This is a genomic window from Flavobacterium reichenbachii, assembly GCF_002217435.1.
Lineage (GTDB): Bacteria > Bacteroidota > Bacteroidia > Flavobacteriales > Flavobacteriaceae > Flavobacterium > Flavobacterium reichenbachii.
This window is the reverse complement of sequence record NZ_MUHF01000029.1, coordinates 14786-33550: the sequence shown is the minus strand read 5'-3', so window position 1 is coordinate 33550 and position 18765 is coordinate 14786. Positions and strand designations below refer to the sequence as shown.

The 18765-nt window shown below is 35.4% G+C and carries 11 protein-coding genes; 1 reads left to right on the top strand and 10 read right to left on the bottom strand.

The annotated features are described in order from the left end of the window. Positions 1–19: 19 nt before the first annotated feature. From B0A68_RS21195 to B0A68_RS21155, 9 genes are all read right to left on the bottom strand, one after another. Positions 20–1603 carry a glycoside hydrolase family 28 protein gene (locus B0A68_RS21195; protein WP_035689960.1) on the bottom strand — a complete coding sequence of 528 codons (1584 nt, stop codon included), beginning with the start codon at positions 1601–1603 and terminating at the stop codon, positions 20–22. 88 nt (positions 1604–1691) lie between these two features. Then, positions 1692–2540, bottom strand: coding sequence for a DUF4861 family protein (locus tag B0A68_RS21190; protein ID WP_035689958.1), 849 nt, complete (start codon positions 2538–2540; stop codon positions 1692–1694). Positions 2541–2624: 84 nt separating this feature from the next. Beyond that, positions 2625–4421: a hypothetical protein gene (locus B0A68_RS21185; protein ID WP_035689956.1), complete on the bottom strand. Its 1797-nt coding sequence runs from the start codon at positions 4419–4421 to the stop codon at positions 2625–2627. A 112-nt stretch (positions 4422–4533) separates the two neighbouring features. Next, positions 4534–5106, bottom strand: a complete 573-nt coding sequence (locus B0A68_RS21180; protein WP_035689954.1) for a hypothetical protein — start codon at positions 5104–5106, stop codon at positions 4534–4536. Positions 5107–5115: 9 nt separating this feature from the next. Next, a complete protein-coding gene (locus B0A68_RS21175; protein ID WP_035689952.1) occupies positions 5116–7392 on the bottom strand; it encodes a GH92 family glycosyl hydrolase in 2277 nt (758 codons plus the stop codon). A gap of 181 nt (positions 7393–7573) precedes the next feature. Then, positions 7574–9886, bottom strand: coding sequence for a GH92 family glycosyl hydrolase (locus tag B0A68_RS21170; protein ID WP_035689950.1), 2313 nt, complete (start codon positions 9884–9886; stop codon positions 7574–7576). A 264-nt stretch (positions 9887–10150) separates the two neighbouring features. Further along, positions 10151–11764 (bottom strand): RagB/SusD family nutrient uptake outer membrane protein, encoded by a 1614-nt coding sequence (locus B0A68_RS21165; protein ID WP_035689948.1) that lies wholly within the window; start codon positions 11762–11764, stop codon positions 10151–10153. Between the two features lie 19 nt (positions 11765–11783). After that, entirely contained in the window at positions 11784–14795 is a 3012-nt protein-coding gene (locus B0A68_RS21160; protein ID WP_035690100.1) for a SusC/RagA family TonB-linked outer membrane protein, read from the bottom strand. Between the two features lie 257 nt (positions 14796–15052). Then, the gene (locus B0A68_RS21155; RefSeq protein ID WP_035689946.1) at positions 15053–17224 is read right to left on the bottom strand and encodes an alpha-N-acetylglucosaminidase; all 2172 of its coding nucleotides are present in this window, start codon (positions 17222–17224) and stop codon (positions 15053–15055) included. A gap of 531 nt (positions 17225–17755) precedes the next feature. Between B0A68_RS21155 and B0A68_RS21150 the strand changes: the two genes are divergently transcribed. Next, positions 17756–17977 (top strand): hypothetical protein, encoded by a 222-nt coding sequence (locus B0A68_RS21150; RefSeq protein ID WP_035689942.1) that lies wholly within the window; start codon positions 17756–17758, stop codon positions 17975–17977. A 72-nt stretch (positions 17978–18049) separates the two neighbouring features. On the opposite strand, the gene B0A68_RS21145 is transcribed toward B0A68_RS21150, so the two are convergent. Further along, the gene (locus tag B0A68_RS21145) at positions 18050–18652 is read right to left on the bottom strand and encodes a murein L,D-transpeptidase catalytic domain-containing protein (protein ID WP_035689940.1); all 603 of its coding nucleotides are present in this window, start codon (positions 18650–18652) and stop codon (positions 18050–18052) included. Positions 18653–18765 lie beyond the last annotated feature (113 nt).

The following is an 18765-nucleotide window of genomic DNA, read 5'->3' as shown; positions in this document are numbered from 1 at the left end:
TCTGAATTTTAGAAATCTTTTAATTCTTAATTTCCATTTTCTGTTCCAGCAGCTGTTTATCAAGAGTTGAAGCTGCAACGTCCTTAAATACAATTTGCTTTTTCTTTTCTTTTGGAAGCGTAATTTTTTTCATTTCTAAATTTTTAACATCATCAAATACAAAGGCAGGTCTAAAATCATCATCGTCTAATGTCAATTTAATATTCTTCATAATCAGTCCATTAACATGTCTTACGTAAAAACCGTAAGCAGGCAATTCGCCAAACATAGAAAATTCAGGATAATCTTTTGCTGCTTCGGGCACTTGATCCAATCGGTTCAAAGGCATGTACGCCATTCCTTTTGAAGCTCTTCCGGGATAGTTTATTTCTATATTTTCTAACACGACATTTTCGATAACGTAACCTTGTAAACCCACTATGGAAGATGGAAAAGGATTGTGGAAGAAATCAACTTCAGGGCCTCTTACATCATAATTGATATCCGGACGGCCAAAGGGCACTTGGACTTTTATGTTTTTAATGCTCACATTTTTGATGCTTCCCGGCTTATCGCCGCTTCGGTTTCCAATGCGAATAAAAATGGCATTTCCTGTATTAACAGCATGTATGTTCGAAACGTCAATATTTTCGATACTGCCGCCATCAACAGATTCAATGGCAATTGCTGACCGAAAAGTATCGTAAACTTTAATGTCTTTAATAATAACATTTTTAAAGCCGCCGAAAGAAGCGGTGCCAAATTTTATAGCACTAGCACTCGATCTAATTTTGCAGTTTGCAATATAAACACCATCATTATAATATCCGGGATAATATGACTTTAAGCAGATTCCATCATCGGCTGCGTTGATATCGCAATTGACTACTTTAACATTTTTGCAGTCTGTAATATCGATTCCGTCATTGTTCCAATACGAACGATTTACTATCGTAAGGTTGTCCAGCGTGAGATTACTGCATAACTCAAACGATAATCCCCAGCAGGAAGCTTCTCCAGCTTTCAAACCTTCAATTTGAACGTTATCGCATTGTGAAAAACGAAATAATTTTGGCCTCATGGTTTCATTTGGCCTCTTTCTTCTGAGAGTATATTTTGGGTCTACAGCAACACCGGCATGATGAAGACTATCAATATTTAAGGCTAATTGTAAACCCTGCCCATCAATTGTTCCTTTTCCCTTTAGGGTAATATTATTTGCTTTGTGGGCTAAAATTAAAGCCATTTGAGAATTGTCATCGTTTTTGGGAGAAACGGGTCTGCCGCTAAATTCCATATTACTATAATCTTTGGGATTTGTGCTTCCCAGCAATACAGAACCTTCTTCAAAATATAACGTTACATTGCTTTTTAAGATAATACTTCCTGATAAAAAAGTCCCTTTCGGAAAAATTACACGCCCGCCGTTGTTTTTAGAAGCGGCATCAATTGCATTTTGGATCGCAGTTGTATTGAGTGTTTTTCCATCTGCTTTTGAACCGTAATTTGTAATTAGAAATTCCTTTTGAGATGAAATTGTTTTTTGGGCACTGCATTCAAAACCCAATAAAAAAAGGTTTAACAATAAAGCCGTGAAAAACAGTTTTAGTTTAATTTTTGACATTTTATTTTTTTGTAATTTACAATTCAAACAAAAATATACTGAACTAAAACTGTTTGCCACAGGCCTAAAATGCAGTTTGTTAGTTAGTTTATTTAATGTAAGCTTCTAATTTATCAAGCGTATTCAATTCTGTTTCTCTTGCGCTCGAAGATATAATCGATGTTTCTAAGCTTTTAGCTGGTTTAGAAATCAATAAATATTGTGTTCCATCATCGGTAGTTTTTACATAATCTTTTGGATTGAATTTAATAGCGGCGCCAATTTCTACAATTTCTGCTGCTACATCTTCAGGATGTTTTCCCCAAACTGCGATATAATTAGTCCCTTTTTTGGTTTGGAAATCTTTGAAATAATTAACTCCTGTTGCAAATTGCACTTTTTCTCCGCTTAAACTTACAGCTTCTACTTTTGCTTCTCTTTTACCAGAAAATACCGTAACACGCACTAAAATATCTACTTTTTTTCCTTTGTACGGAACGCCTCTTGAGATCATTTCCATCCATGAAGTCGTTTCTGTTTTGCCAACGCGCGCCAAACGATTCGTAACCGGATTCAAAGGCACTACTTTTTCTCCGTCCCAAAGTTTTACACCGCCTAAACCAACAGTCGATGCCACTTTATAATAATCAGCGCCCCAGCCTTCTTTTTGCTGTTCTGGAGTTGGGTACCAATTTGCTTTTCTCAATTCTAAACCCGGTTTTGCTTTAGAATAAACATCAATCGCCACTTTATCACTAAAATAAATTCTTAATGCCATCCACTCATTTTCCACAGCTGGTCCGTGATGTCCTATCGTTTTGTACAAATCTCCTGTTTCTGAACCTATATCTGTCAGATAAGTAATTTTATCAGACTTCATGTACAGACTTGTGTCAGTATTATTTTGTGCAAAACAAGTACAACCCAAAAGCATAGCGGTGATCAATGATAATTTCATAATTTCAATTATTAATAGTTTAAATTTAATTATCGTAAATTTAAACTAAGAATTTAATACTTTCACTATTACGCAAACGATTTCTCAATAAATATTCATTTTGTGATAAAATGGTGTAAATCCTGTTATATAAACATGCTCGCCAATGGTTCGCAGACTTCCCTGATGATAGGTATATTCTTCGCTGTCTAGGTTTTCTACATTTAAATGTTCGCATTTTCCCGGACCAAATTGTATTTTATCCTCGCCTGTACCAAGTGCTCCGAATCCTGATTTAAGGAAATAATTCTTCTTTTCGTCTTGGACAGCTCCCATAATACTGCTTCCTTCGTTAAAGCACATTTCAATAGTTACTTCAACATTTGGCGGACCTTCGACTTTAAATTCTAAACTTAATGCGCCGTTATCTTCTGTAATTTCAATTGTTGTGGTCTGCTTTTTTACATTGCTTTTTGTTCTCGAATCAAAGTCCATTTTATTCCAAAATCTTCCGTCTGGAGATTCCGAGAGTTTATAATCGCCGTCGGCTTTGCGAAATTCTTGAGCCAAAGGCTGGTAATAATCTGCTTCTTTGGTTTCTTTCAAAATATATTTATTGCCTTCTTTTACGATTCCGTCACTGCTGAAATATCCCATTCTAAAAAACGAAGTCGAAAGACGCATGTATTTTAAAATTGAATCTCCTCTGCGGTACATCAAAAAATTAGGATTGGAAGATCTTCCCGAAACAATCTGAACCGGCTGATCGTTTCCTCCAAACAATGTTAACGAAGTTTTCCCGCGTCTGATTCGTGCCAGATTGGAAATGGCGAAAAACTTTTCGAAATCATTTTCGACTTTACTTTCAATAGGAATTTGTTTTCGAAGCACTTCATTTTCCAGGAAAAAAGCTAGAGAATTTGATAAAATATCATTTGTAAATTCTGGCAGTTTTTCGATCAGATTTACCATATATGGAAACATGGCATTATTGGTTTTAATCGCCATATAACGGTATTGCAGATAAAAATTGGTCACTTTTAAAGACATAAACTGATCTTGTCTTTTAGAATCAACCGTAACCAAATCGCCATTTGTTTCTGTATAATAAAAATAAGTCGTCAGGTTTTTGTGGACGATTTCGAGCAATTTCGGTCGGTTTAACAATCTTGCCATCGTAATTAAAGCCTTGTCAATCACGGCCGAATAAATCCCGCTTCGTTCTGCATAATGTCCGTCTTCATTCATGTAAATGCCTTCTGCAAGCCATTCGTCAATTCTGCTAACGTATCTCACATCTGGATAAAGCGCATTAATATTGGCTAAAGCTGCGCAGATGACCCACCTGTGATTTGGTGTATGGACACCGCCCGTAATCATGGCTTCTCCTGCATTTAAAATAAATTTCTTCAATTTATCTTTTAACGGTGCCAAATCATTTTGTTTATGATTTTTTAATAAAACAGCTGCCGGACAAATATATTCTAAAATAAAGGCAGTATCGGGAGGAGATTGTCGGTTGCCTCCGGCATCTAATGTTCCGTCGCTGTATTGCTCTTTTAATAAAATATCAATCGACTCATTTATTTTTTCGGTCAGCAATACAGACTTATAATATTCTGATCCTGAATTTGATAATGAAGCAGTCATGATCGTTATGGAACTTGCTATTCCACGAAAACTACTAAGCCTGACTGCAGGATCCGGCAATGCTTTGCTCAGTAAGCTTTTAACTTTGGCGTCATTGTTTACAATGAGTTTTTTTAGTAATTCAAGATCTTCTTTACCAGTTGTATTATTTAGAAATAAATCATTAGCAAAAACGGCATTACTTACCAAAGCTCCTGCCAGCGTGAGACTTGATAATCTGATGAATTCTCCACGACTGATTTGATTTTTCATAGTATATTTTTTTACTGATTTGGTTTACGTATAATCTGAATTAGAAACCTAACAGGTTTTTAAAACCTGTTAGGTTTGACAGAAAACTAAACAAAACATTTTTATTTATCTACTAATTTCCTTTATCCGTTATTTTGACTAAAGTGAAATTTATTCCTAAAGGATTTTTAATTATTTTACAGATTAAAGGATAATCCGGATTTTTTATGATCCACATTTCGGTTTGATCAATTTGTGCGATAACGTGTACTGTTTCTAGTATTTTCCCTTCTAATTCAACTTTATTTTCAGTTGCATTTTCATTTAAAACATAAGTCGTATTATTATAAATAAACTTTTTATTTTTGAGTAAATCCTGATATGCCGACTGCGAAATCATAAAAAAAGTTTCGGCTGGTTTTAAGTTCAAAATAGGTGCAAATTCTCCCTGATTAAAACTTAATTCGGTTCCGTTTTTCAAACCTTCAGAAGTAGTTACAATACTGCTTTTTACGCCTCTGGTATCTAAATCAAAAATCAGCTGATCTTTTTCGATTTTGGTGGTCAGGGTTAAGGTTCTCGTCTGTCCGTGAAGTTTGCAGATATAATGTAAAACCGTATTGTTTTTAAGAGACGGAATGTAGTTTTGTGCTATTCCGATCTGATGTATCGCACAAACAAGAAGTGCTAAAATTGCTTTTTTCATCTTCTGATTTTATTTTGTTGGTGGTAAAATAGTCGTTCCCCAAGCCGAAGGTTTTGAATCCATTTCGAAAATTAATTCGCCTCCTTTTGCAATATCTTCATGTAAAATCCAGGCTTTGTTATAGGGTTTTCCGTTTAACAAGGCCGATTTGATATATTTATTTTTATCGCTCATTTTCTTGGCTGAGATCTTAAAGATCTTACCTTCATTCAATTGCAAAGTTGTTTCTTTAATTAACGGCGTATTCAACAAATAATACGGCTGTCCGGCGTTTGGATACAATCCCATCATGTGAAAAGCCAGCCACGAAGACATCGCGCCAGAGTCATCATTGCCCGGTAAACCTTCGTGCGAAGTATTGAAATTCTCTTTTATAATAGTTCGAATTCTGTCGCTGCTCAAATATGGTTTTCCGATCCAGTGGTACAAACACGGCGTTAAAAACGACGGTTCGTTGGCTACATTGTACAATTTTGTGTCAAAAAAAGTATCGAGTCTGTTTTTAAAAGCAGTTTCGCCTCCAGATTTTAAAACCAGTTCCGGAACGTCATGCGGAATACTCAAAGAATATTCCCAAGAATTTCCTTCGTAGAAAAACACACACCAATGACAGACATACCAAGGAGATTCGATAATAACCGGCGTATATTTAAAAGTTGGTTTCTGTATTTTTGATTCACCAAAAACAACCTCATCAAGCCAGTTTCCTGAGGCATCTTTTGGCATAATAAATCCTGTCGATCCATTATTGGTGTAATCTGGACGCCATAGGTTCTGCCAATTATCTGCTTGTTTAATGTATTGATTGTATAAATCGGTATGATTTAAGCCTTTGGCTACAGTAGCGATATTATAATCGTTATACGAATAATCAATGGTTCTGTTTCCTGCGCGGTCAATTCCGTACGGGAGATATCCTAGTTTCAAATATTCTGTCAATCCGCCTCTTCCTTCTTTTTCTTCATTTCCTCCGGGCGGTACAGTAGCATCTTTAAGCATGGCTTTTAGTGCGACTTCGTAATCAATTCCTTTTAAGTTTTTTACAAAAGCATCGGCAAGAACAACAGAAGCGTTTGCTCCACCTTGTGTTCGGCCGTTGTCGTTCCCACTTCTTCCTTCTGGCAGATAACCTTCACGTTTGTAAATATTCAACATGGCATTTACAATTTCGACCTGACGTTTTGAATCGATTAGTGTAATCAACGGACTTGAACTTCTAAAAGTATCCCAAATACAGTAAAAATCATCGTAATACGGTTCGTCGTTTGTCCATAGCGGATTTTCTCCTGTTCGGTCTACGGGCATAATCATCGTGTGATACAAACCTGTATAAAACATTTTTTTATAGTCTTCTGAGGTTTCGGCAGAAAGTGTAATTCGACTTAACAATTGTTCCCATTTATTTTCTACAGAAGCTAAAACGGTACTAAAATTCCAATGCGGAATTTCTACTTCAATATTATTTTTTGCTTTTAATTCACTTAAAAAAGAAATTCCGATTTTAATGTTCAACTCCTGTTTTCCATCATTTCCAAAAGAAAATAAAGCTGCCGTTTTTTTACCCGAATCAAATTGAGCGGGCTGATTGTTATAGAATTTTCCGTCTTTAAAAGTTACATATTTCGTCATTGGCTGATCAAAAACTACCCAGAAATAAACGGTATAAGCGCGTCCGTTATTCCAACCGCCACGAATTCTGGAATAGCCGCGAACTTCAGTATCTGAAACGATTTCGATTTGAGAACCTACAAACTGCTGTGCTTCTCTTCCGTCTGGAATTGCTTCTTCTCCTAAGAAAAATCCGGGATCAATTTTTAATTCTTTTGATGCGTTTTTAGGATAGGTAATGCGATAAAATGCTGCTTTTTCTGCCGTTGTTATTTCTGTTTTGATTTGATTTTCTTTGAAAACCGTTTCATAATAACCCAGTTTTACGTTTTCTTCTGCTCTATGCGATGTTTGATCGATCTTATCTAAAGCTCCTGAAAAAGGCATAATCTGGATATTGCCATATTTTGGTCCGCCTCCGGTTCCGCTCACATGCACCTGACTGAATCCGGTTACTTCTTTTGGCAAAGGAAGCCAGCCGCTATTTGGACTTACGGTGCAATCCGGACTTGGTTTCACCATTCCATAAGGGCATGACGGACCTATAAAAACCCTGCCGACACCTTCTGACCCAATCATGGGATCTACATAATTATGAAGCTGTTTTTGGGCCTTTATTTGATGGGTACAGCATAATGCTATTGCTGAAAAAGTGATGATTTTAATCGATAATTTCATTTCCTTATTTCTTTATCAGTGTTATTTTTTTGAAAAGTTATAATTAAACATAGATACATAGATTTCTATTTAAAATAAAGCAGGTTTTCCAAAAATCATGATTTCTTCACATAGTGTTGTGATTGATTTTTAGTGAAACTCCTTATGTTTTTGGACTCTATTTCATGCATTAAAAAGAAATTTAACGCTCTGCTTTACTAGACATTTCTAAACTTAATTCTCCTCCATTGGTAATTTCCTTATGAGATATGGTAAAATCTTTGACGGCTTTGTTGTTGTATTTTATATCTTTTATATAGACATTTTCTGCACTATTATTAGATGCATTTATGACAAAACTTTTACCAGAATAATATTTGGGATTTAGTTGGATTGAGATTTTATTAAAAATCGGACTTCCTATCTGATAAACGGCATCATGGTCTGTACCGCCATTCATTTGAAATAAACCTATTTTGAGCAATACATTCAGACTTCCCATTAATCCCTGATCTTCATCTCCGTTGTAACCGGTGTTTGGGGCCAATCCGCTGAAGGTTTCCTTCACTACATTTCTGGTCCAGTACTGTGTTAAATCTGGTCTTTTCAATAAAGTAAAAATATTAGAAGTCTGCATAGAAGGCTGATTTCCAAAATTTACAGGAATTCTGCTGAATTCTGGGTGCAGTTCTGCATCGTGCGATGTACCAGAAGTATATTTTTGCTTTTTAGCCGTTTCAAATTGGGCATTTAATTTTGCTGCTGCCTTTTCTTTTCCTCCCATTAAATCTGCCAGACCTTCAATATCATGCGGCACAAACCATGTAGATTGTGCTCCGTTTGCTTCTATAAAACCATTTTCATATTGGTACGGATCGTAATTTTCGCGCCATTTTCCTTCTACATTTTTAGGACGCATCCAGCCTGTGTTTTGATCAAATACGTTTTGGTAATTTTTAGATCTTGTGATAAAATAATTATAGTCTTCCTGATGGTTTAGTTTTTTTGCCAATTGTGCCAAAGTCCAGTCCTGATAAGCATATTCTAAAGTCTGGCTGGCTCCGTCTTCATGGCTTCCAAAATTACCTTCGGGAAGCGGATATGGTACAAAACCTTTTTCTATATAATATTTTAATCCCCCGCCAATATCGGTTTTATGTTCGTATCCGGCTTTTGCCATGATACCGCCCGGCATATGATTTTTTTTGAGTGCGGTATAAATCGCTTCAAGATCTTCTTTTACAATTTCTTTCTGAATGGCACTGACAATAAATGGTGTAGCCGATGCTCCTGTCATTACGTAAGTATCATTTCCTCCCGAAGGACCACGCGGAATCATGCCGCCGTCTTTGTAATACTGCATTAGAGAATACACAAATTCTTCCATAATCTCAGGATAAACCAATCCCCAAAGATTATTTATAGTCCATTGTGCTCCCCAAAAAGCATCAGAATTATAATGATTAAATTTTGGTTTTCCGTCTGCGTTAAGAGGCAATTGTCCTACCCTGAATTTCTCCCCAGTATTATCAGGATAGGAACCATTTGCATCACTGATCATTTTTCTCCCTTGCAGGGCATGCCATAAATCAGTATAAAATCTTCTTTGATCTGTTTCTGTACCGCCTTCAACCTTTATTCTTCCTAATAAATTACTCCATTCTTTTTTAGAGTCTGAAATCGTTTTATCAAAATCCCAATGCGGTAATTCTGTCTCTATATTGTTGTTGGCATTTTCTATTGAAGTATAAGAAATACCGACTTTCATTACTATTTTTTCTGTCGTTTTATTAAAATTAATCAAATAATTACCTGTAAGATTGTCTCTTTCTACAGAAGTAATGGGCTCGTTTGTTTTAATTTTAAAGAAAACGGTCAATGGTTTCGGACGTCTAAAATTGGTACTCAAAACTAATGATCCTGAAAGTTCGTAATCATTGTTTTTTTCTAATTTTCCGTTTGTATTTTCACAAGGTCCAAGAATGGTATTCAAATTAAAAAGAACTGCTTTTTGTGCTGTTTCAGGAAAAGTATATCTATGAAAACCAACTCTTTGGGTACTTGTTAATTCTGCTGTTATTTGATATCTATCTAATAGAAGTGAATGATATCCGGGAGTTATTTTTTCGGTTTTATGACTGAATTTAGAATAGAAATCTTTAAAGATCGTTTGCTTATTTTGTTCCGAAATCGTTACTGGCATAACAGATACGCCTGAAAGCTGCCATTCGTGAATATGGCTAAATCCTTTTACTGTATCTGAAGTATATTTATAACCGCCTCCCCAATCGCCTTTAATTTCTGTATCTGGATTTAAATTTACCATTCCGAACGGACGACTTGCCGACGAAAAAAAGAACCATCGGGAATTTTCTGTATCCAGTAAGGGATAAACCATATCGGATAACTGTTTCTCTTTTTGCGGAATATTTTTTTCGGCTTTACAAGACGCTAAAAAAACAAGAACTAAACTTATTCCAATGCATCCAATATTATAAATTTTATTTAGTTTCATTTATCTGTTTGTATTGATGGGGCGTTGTATTGGTTTAGGTATAATGATGAATCATTTCTAAATGAAAAATCAGTTAGAAGAATTCAACTATAAATTAGATTAAATGGTGCAAAGTTTAATCTTTCTCTCTTGCCGAAACTGCATTCGATTAAACGCTGCGCCCATTCTAAAAAAATAACTTTAGGAAAAAAGGAGAAGGATTCTTAATCTTCTTCTCCTTTTAAAATTAAAAACTGCGTACTAATTGTATAACTAACTTCTTTATTAATATCCTGTATTCTGAGTTAAAGCAGGATTTAAAATTCTTGCATTGGTCGGGATTGGGAAAACACGACGGTAAGTGTCTGTATTTGTTTTGAATCCCCATTGTCCTTCATATTTTCCAAAACGAATCATATCATTTCTATGCCATGCTTCTTGTGCAAATTCGCGGCTTCTTTCTTTGTAAAGATCTTCTAAAGTTACACCGCTCAAAGCTGCAGAAGTAGTACGATTAGAACGAACCATATTTACTAATGCATCTGTAGTTTGTCCTAAAGTTGCAGTTCCTCCGCGTAAGATTGCTTCTGCTTTCATCAAAAGAATATCAGAATAACGTAAAAATGGAACGTCGTTGTTTTGATTACGGTTTGTTGAGGAAGCGTCTGGATAAAATTTAATGTTTCTATATCCCATGTTCCAGGCAATTTCATCATTTCCGCAGTCAAATAAAGTAGTGCTTTGGCGAAGTACAATATTTGGTGTTAAATTTACCTGATAAGTGTAAGCGGCGCTTCCGTCTGATCCTGTATAAAATTGATCGTATCCTTTTTTGGTTGTGGTAACTGTTACTGGTGTTACACCGTCATTCAAAAATTGAAGACCGGTTAACCATTGTCTGTTACGAATATCATTTACGTCATTAAAATTGGCATAAAATTCAGGCAGCGTACTTCTTGGTGCACTTGGCGTAAACGAAAGTCCAAACTTTACTCTTTCTGAACGAGGCACGTCGTAGCGTGAATGATACATTTGTCCGTTAAAGCCAACCGTAACTGCTGCAGGATCATAAGGAACTGCAAAAATAAATTCTTTCATCTGCGGTCCGTTATTCGGATAAAACATCTGCAGATAAGTTGCTCTTGGTTCTATATTATATAATCCTGAATTGATTACCTGATCGCAGGCAGCAATAGCTTCATTATAGTATTGAGTTCCTGTATATACCTGTCCATTCAAATATAATTTTGCCAGTAAAGCATTGGCAGTTTGTTTGTTTGGTCTTCCGTAAGTTGTTACTCCAGAAGCAGGATTCAAATTCGGAACTGCTCTTTTTAATTCTCTTTCAATAAAATTAAAAACATCTTTTCTCGGTGTTTTAGCATGAGAACTAAAATCTCCGTAAAGGGTATCCAGCGGTACATCTCCATAACTATCCATTAACATGAAATATGAAATCGCACGCATGGTTTTCAATTCAGAAATCAATGTTGATTTGTTTGCTCCTTCCGGCATAGTCTGACTTAAAATTGAAATCGCCTGATTGCTTGATCCTATTACTTTAGAAGACCAGTCCCAAAGACTTCCTATGATTCCGTTGTCTGCATTCCAGTCATGATAATGCATTGCAATGTAATTTCTATTATCAAACCAGTTCCCTCCTCTTGCTGGTAAAATGGCTTCGTCTGTAGATAGTGACTGTGACCACCACCAGGCAAATGAATATTCGCCGCGAAAGGCTGCATAAACAGGTCCGGTCACCTGAATATATTGTGTATCGTTTTGAGGAAATACTTCTGGTGTAAGCTGTGTTGTAATTGGTACATCAAGATCTTCACAAGACCATAATATACCGGCCATAAGCATTGGAAGTCCTATATATTTTAATATCTTTTTCATAATTTTTAGAATTTAATTTTTAGAATATCACGTTTAAACCAAACATATACGTTCTGGTTTTTGGATAGAAGTTATTTGAATCTACGCCAGGAGCAGTTCCTCCTTGTTCAACTTCCGGATCAATTCCTGAATATTTAGTAATTACAAATAGATTATTTACCGTTTGATAAATGCGTACACTGTTTATGTATCTGCCTACTTTTCCAAAATTATACCCCAAAGTCATATTGTCTAATCTTAGGTAACTTCCGTCTTCAATAAAACGAGAAGAATACTTGTAAGAGTTAAGGTCGTTTGGCGATTCGTCTCCTGCATCTACCAAAATGTTATTGGTCATTGCAGTGCTTGGTCTAAACAAATCGGCACGTGTGGCATTAAAAATTTTATTACCAAAAACTCCTCTGAAGAAAATACTTAAATCAAATTTTTTGTATTGAAAGTTATTTCCCCAGCCTAATAATAATTTTGGCTGCGCGCTTCCTGCATAGTGATAATCTACTCCGTTTAGAGGCGTAGTAGTTAGATTTCCGTTTTTATCATAATACTGCGAAACGCCGTCTGCATTTTTACCTGCATATTTAAGTGTGAAAAATTGTCCTAGAGGTCTTCCTTCTTTAAAAATCTGTAACGTACTTCCTGTTTGTCCGCCTCCGTCAGGCTGTACACGACGGATTGAATCGCCGCCAATAAAGAAAGGATTGGTTAATTTTACAATTTTATTTTTGTTGCTCGCCAAATTCAGATTGGTTGACCAGCTAAAATCTGCTGATTTAATAATTGCTGCACCCAAGCTAAGCTCAATACCTTTGTTTGACATTGTTCCTCCGTTGGCAACAATTGTTCCTACTGGCACAAGTACTGGATTAACAGAGTAATTAAAAATCATATCGGTTGTTTTCTTATCATACACATCTATAGAACCTGTTATTCTTCCTTTTAAAATTGCGAAATCAAGTCCAATATTTGCAGTAGCAGTTTTTTCCCATTTCAAATCAGGATTAGCAGCCTGGTTAGGACCATACGCTCCTATTTGCTGTCCGTTATAATAAAAAGTACCTAAACTTCCTGAAATAAACTGAGCTGTATACGCATTAAATCCTGAAGAGTTTCCTGTTACACCGTAACTACCACGGAATTTTAAATCACTGAAAAACTTTTGATTCTGCATAAAATTCTCTTTGTCTACTCTCCACGCACCCCCTACAGAAGGAAAATATCCCCAGCGGTTGTTTACTCCAAACATAGAACCTCCATCTCTTCTGATGGTTCCCTGAAGAAGGTATTTGTCTTTGAAATTGTAGTTTAAACGTACAAACTCCCCTATTAAACGTGTTTTTTGGTAGGCTTTACTGTCTCCAAAATTTACTACATAACCATTTACAGAAGTGTAATTACTTAATGCAAGGTTATTAAAACCAACGTTGTTTACAGGAAAATTAGTGGTTGTAGCCTGAAATCCGTCTCCTAATGTGTTTTCCTGCCAAGAATATCCTAAAACCGCTTTTATTTTGTGGCTTCCCAACGCTTTATCCCATGTTAGAAAACTCTCAATAATGTTGTTTGTATTCTCATAAGAATTTCTCAATGCTGAACCATTTATTCCAAAATTAACCAATGTTTTTGTCAAAGGCGGATCTGGGTTATTGTAGAAGTTCGCACTATTATATTGTGAATAATAGCTGTCGTAAAATTCGCCGTGAGATGTAGTTAATTTTTGGTGTGCAATATTCAAATTATAAGTAAATCCAAACGGAAGTTTTACTTCTGCCGTAACATTTCCAACAAGGTTATTGGTTTTTGTTTCGTCTGTTCCATGTTCAATTAAGGCTGCAGGATTAAAATATCCAGGACTTACAAAATTTTCAAAGAAAGTTCCGTTTGCGTTTTTTACAGGAGAAACCGGAAGGTAGCTCGCTGCCTGTAAAAGTACTGTATTACGCTGCGGTACATTTTGGTAAGTACTTTTAGAATTTGTAACATTCAATCCAAATTTTACTTTATCATCAAAAGCAAACTGCTCAACTGATAAACGGGCTATAATTCTTGAAAAGTCACTTTTCTGCATTACACCTTCTTTGTTCAGCGAAGTTAAACTGGCAGTATAATTACCATGTGCGCCGCCGCCACTCATAGACAAGTTATGACTGCTGGATGCTGCACGTCCAGGTCTTAAAATTTCTTTCTGCCAATTTGTATTTGCTCCTTTATCATTTTCCGGAGTAAAGTTCAAATTGTTTTTTGTTGTAAAAGCTCTTAGCTGATCTGCATTCATCATATCCAGCTGATTCGATACTTCTTCCCAACCAACGTAACCATTGTACGCAATCTGCGTTCTGTCTTTACTGCCTTTTTTTGTCGTTACCATAATAACTCCATTTGCAGCACGGTTCCCATAAATTGCCGTTGCAGCCGCATCTTTAAGCACATCAATAGTAGCGATATCGTCTGGTGAAATTACCGAAATATCAACACCAGGAACACCATCTATTACATAAAATGGTCCTTGAGAACTGTTTAATGTAGACACTCCACGTAATACTACAGAAGCTGTTCTTGTAGGATCGCCGCTAGAAGAAATATTTAAACCAGAAACTTTACCCTGCAAAAGCTGTCCAACATCGCTGATCGCTCCTCTATTAAGTTCTTCACCTTTAATAGAAGTTACAGAGGTGGTAAGATTTTTACGAGATCCTTTTCCGTAACCTACCACGACTACTTGTTCTAAGTTGGTTGTGTTAGGCTGTAATTTGATCGAGTAGTTTGTTTTTGTTCCGTCCAATTTAAGAGTCTGATCTTCAAAACCGATAAAAGATATTATCAGTGTTGCATTTTTATTTGAAGCAGAAAATTTAAATTTCCCATCAAAATCTGTTACTACAGTATTACCTGTACCTTTTTCGAGTACGTTAGCAGCTGGAAGCGGTATTCCCTTCTCATCTAAGATTACACCAGACACTTCTATTTTTTGTGCCCAAGTGTTAATGGAGAAGCCAAAGAAGAAGGCTAATAATAAAAGTTTAAGTTTTTCCATTTTCATATTGGTTAATTGGTTAAATAGTATTGACGAAATTAATGGTAAAGAAATGTTAACAAATGGACAAGTTATTCAGAAACATGGATAAATCCTTTAAACTCAATAACAGCAAGGGTTTACAGTGTTATTATTAATAAATTATATAGTCAAAAACTTATTAATTAATCGATTTCGTAAATCTTATCATTCTATATTGGCTGTTATGATTAAGTTAATTTTTTTATATACGTAATAATGTTTGTCTGAGTATTTATTTATTTGTTTTCGGTCCAGTTAATTTCCCAGTTTTTGATTAATTCTCTTTCTTTTGTTTCATTAAATTCAGTTTTATTGATTGCTGCTTTTTTTAGTGCTTCTAAAAACATTTTCCATCTCGGCCAGTAAAATCCTTTATACATGCCGCTCCACGATCTGGAAGCGTAATCGTTTAAGTGGCCTTCTCCTCCCCAGAGTGTGATCAGCGTTTTGGCATTTTTTACATACAATTGAGAGTCTGCAGGAGAACTTCCGTATTCAGAAGCCGACTTCACCCAATAATCCAGACTGTTTAAAGGCTGTGCAGAAAGAATGATTTTATCGATATCCAGAGCTTGTTTCTCTATCTTTTTAAATAATTTATCTCCTTTTGCAATATCTTTTTGTTGATAGGCTTTTACGCATTCTACCAAATCTTCGTCAATACATAATGAATAATAATGTCTCGAAGCATCGGCCAAATCGTAATGAATAAAATTCTTTTTATCGTATTTTTTGGCTTCTTCATTTAAAAGATCTAAAGCCTCTTTTAATTTTTTCTTGTCTCCAGGATTTCCTTTAAATTCTGTTATTGAGGCTGTCGGGCGTTTAAAAAATAAATACGCTCCGGCCCTATCCTTCCACCAGCGGGTTTCCCAATATTTTGTGCTGTAAACAGATTCTAACAATAACTCCCAAGCTTTAAAAGCAGAAGCACCAGTGTTTTGACCATATCTGGCATGCAAATATTTAGTAAGCCAGTCGTTAATAGGCTGTTCTCCCTGACTCCACGCAAGATCATAAATATATTCATAAACAACCGAATTGTTATTTAAACCTTCTGGCATTGCTCCATATCCCACAACATTCCCTTTATTAGGATGCTGCAGCAACGTTGTAATTTCATTTTTGTAAAAATTAAGATCGCCATATACCGGATTTGATCCTCCATAATTATGTACATAACCATAAGTCCACTGTTTTCCGTAAAAAGCTTCCTGATTTTCCCATACTTTATATCTGTCATTGGCATAATCCTGAATCATCAATCGGTCATTTGGTACCTTACTTAGAAAAGCGCTTGTGGCTTCTTTTGTCCAAAATTCTTTATTATCTCCAAAAAGCCATCCCTGCATTACCCATACAGCACCGGGAGAAGCTTCATTTATGGTTTCAAAAATTGCGCTTCCGTAATTGGACAATTCTTCGTATTTGTTTTGTTCAGAAACCGGCGGCGTAATTTCGTTAAAGGAATCGGCTAGATAAAAATCGGATTTTCCGTATACTTTGGTATAAATTTCTATAAATCGTTTTCCTATTTCTTTAAATAAAGGATCTTTTGAATCTAGCAGAAACGTACTTTCAAATCCACCGCCAGACCATGATTTTAATTCACTGATTTTTGCTTCAGGATGTTTTTCTGCAAAAGCTTTAGGTACGTAACCGCTAAAAGCAGGCACGACAGGATGCATTTCTAATGTTCTCATCCTTTCTAATATTTTCTTCTGAAGATCTTCTTTTTTACTAATAAATTCTTGTGGCAGCGGTCCTTCAAGGCTGTTAATATTTCCCATTCGCTGCCAAGGCAAAAATGCCGGACCTGCAAAATGTGTCTGCAGCTGACTGTCGGTTAGTCCATATTCTTTCCATAAGCGCTGCCAAACTGCTTCCTGACCTTCCATTGCTGTCGGCAGATTAATCCCGTGCACTGCCATCCAGTCTATTTCCTGTTCCCATCGTTTCCAATCCCACCATGGCGTAGTGTAACCAAACGTGCAGGCGTTAAGATATTCTCTGTATTTAAATGGAGTTGTTCCTTTTTTTGAATAAGACGGCCATTTTTGAGGTAAATTGATTCTGTTTCCTTCCCAGCTCACTAATACAGCGCCAATATCTCTAAGAAAATTGTAAGCCGCATAACAAATTGCGGTATGATCGGATGCTGTAATTTTTACCCGATTATTTGTAGTTTCGACTTCAAACCAATTTGATTTTGAAGGATCTTTAATAACTTCTAAATCAAATTCATTTGCTCTGCTTCCAATAAGTCTTTCGATTACTGCTAACGAACTTTTTGTTTTTTCATCGCTTTTGCAATATCCTACAGAGGTAATAAAAAACAGCATTATAAAAAAAGGGGCTCCTTTGTTTATAAAATTTCTGCTGGTAATTTTAAAATTCTTTCCTTTCATACAATCCTAATATTTAATAAATTATCATACTATTTTATTCTAAACAAAAAACAAGGGAGATTAAAAACCAATTAATCTCCCTCTTACATAAAACAAATCAAAACATCTATTACTAATTAACAATTTTTCTGTTTTATTTAATTCTACTTACTTTAAATAAAAATCTTTACCATTAAAATAGTTCTAACAAGTATTCGTTAAAAAAACATGAATTAGCAAAGCTTTAAACTTAAATAAATTGCTTTTGAATTGAAAATAAAAGTACAAACGGAATCTTTTTTTAAGATGGATTTATCAATCAAAAGTATAGACGATTTGTACAGTAAAAAATCAGATATTGTTATTAGTAATCCATGTTTTAGAGAAAGATAATAGACAAAACTGGAATGAAGCTGAAGAAAATTCAAATAAGATCTATGTAATAAGACTCTAATAATCAGATGTAAATCTCGTAACAATTGAAGCTTTAACTATAAATAAGAGTGGTATTCGGATTGTATTTTTATCATTATTAATTAAAAACTAAAAATCATGGATTATACAGATAGTAAATACAACGAAGAATTACAAAAATGTCCTTACCACAGTCAATTGCAAGCACAGGAAAAAGACAAGTCTGAAAGCGATGAACCAAATACGGGAGACTGGGATGATCAGCGTGATGCTAACGAAAATGAAGAAGGTTATGATGAGGACCGTAACGATAATTCTGGTGGTGCAGGCAGTACAGGCAGTGCAGCAGTAAACAGCTAATCATCAAAAATGTAGTGAACACAAAAAAAGAGCTCTAAAGCTCTTTTTTTTGTTGTGATTGGTTATCGGTTATTAATAATAAACATACATCATAATTTTAGAATTAGAGCTGTCTATGATTTTTTCAAGTCTTTTAAAAAATGCTTCGTTGACCATCGGACATCCGTGGCTGTTGATGATGTAATATCCCTGCTCTTCACTCGGAACTTCTTTATAATGGTGCAGTACAATAGCTCTTTTTAGAGCGTTGTTATTAGTTTCGTCAAGACCATTCAGCCTAAATGCTTTACCAAATACCCCTGTGTAAGATTTCTCTACAGTATATCTTCCTAAAGAAGTACAGTTGGAATTTGGAACATTGCTGAATTGCAAAATATCTCCCTTTATTCCCGTCTCAGAGCCCGATCCGTGTGCTACAAGTCCTTGATCTAATATCTGGTTAGTTTCCAGATCATAGACAAAAAAGCGATTTTTTCCGGATTTGATTTTCATATCTACAAGAAAAGCAATTTTCTTATTGTAGCATTTACTGGAAGAAGTAAAAGATTTAATCTCACTTACGTGGTCTGTAAGTCTAGCGAATTCCATCTCGTTTAATATTTCTTTTTTATCTGTTACGTGGATAGTTGTAAAAGAGCTCAAAGAAAAAAGCAGTGCCATAAAAAATATTCTCATATAAAAGACAATAAGTTAAATTAAAAGCAGATTAGGGGACAGCAATCAAATAGTTGACTTTTGTTGCTGCAAAATTATACAGAAACATTATACAATTCCCATATTGTATGTTA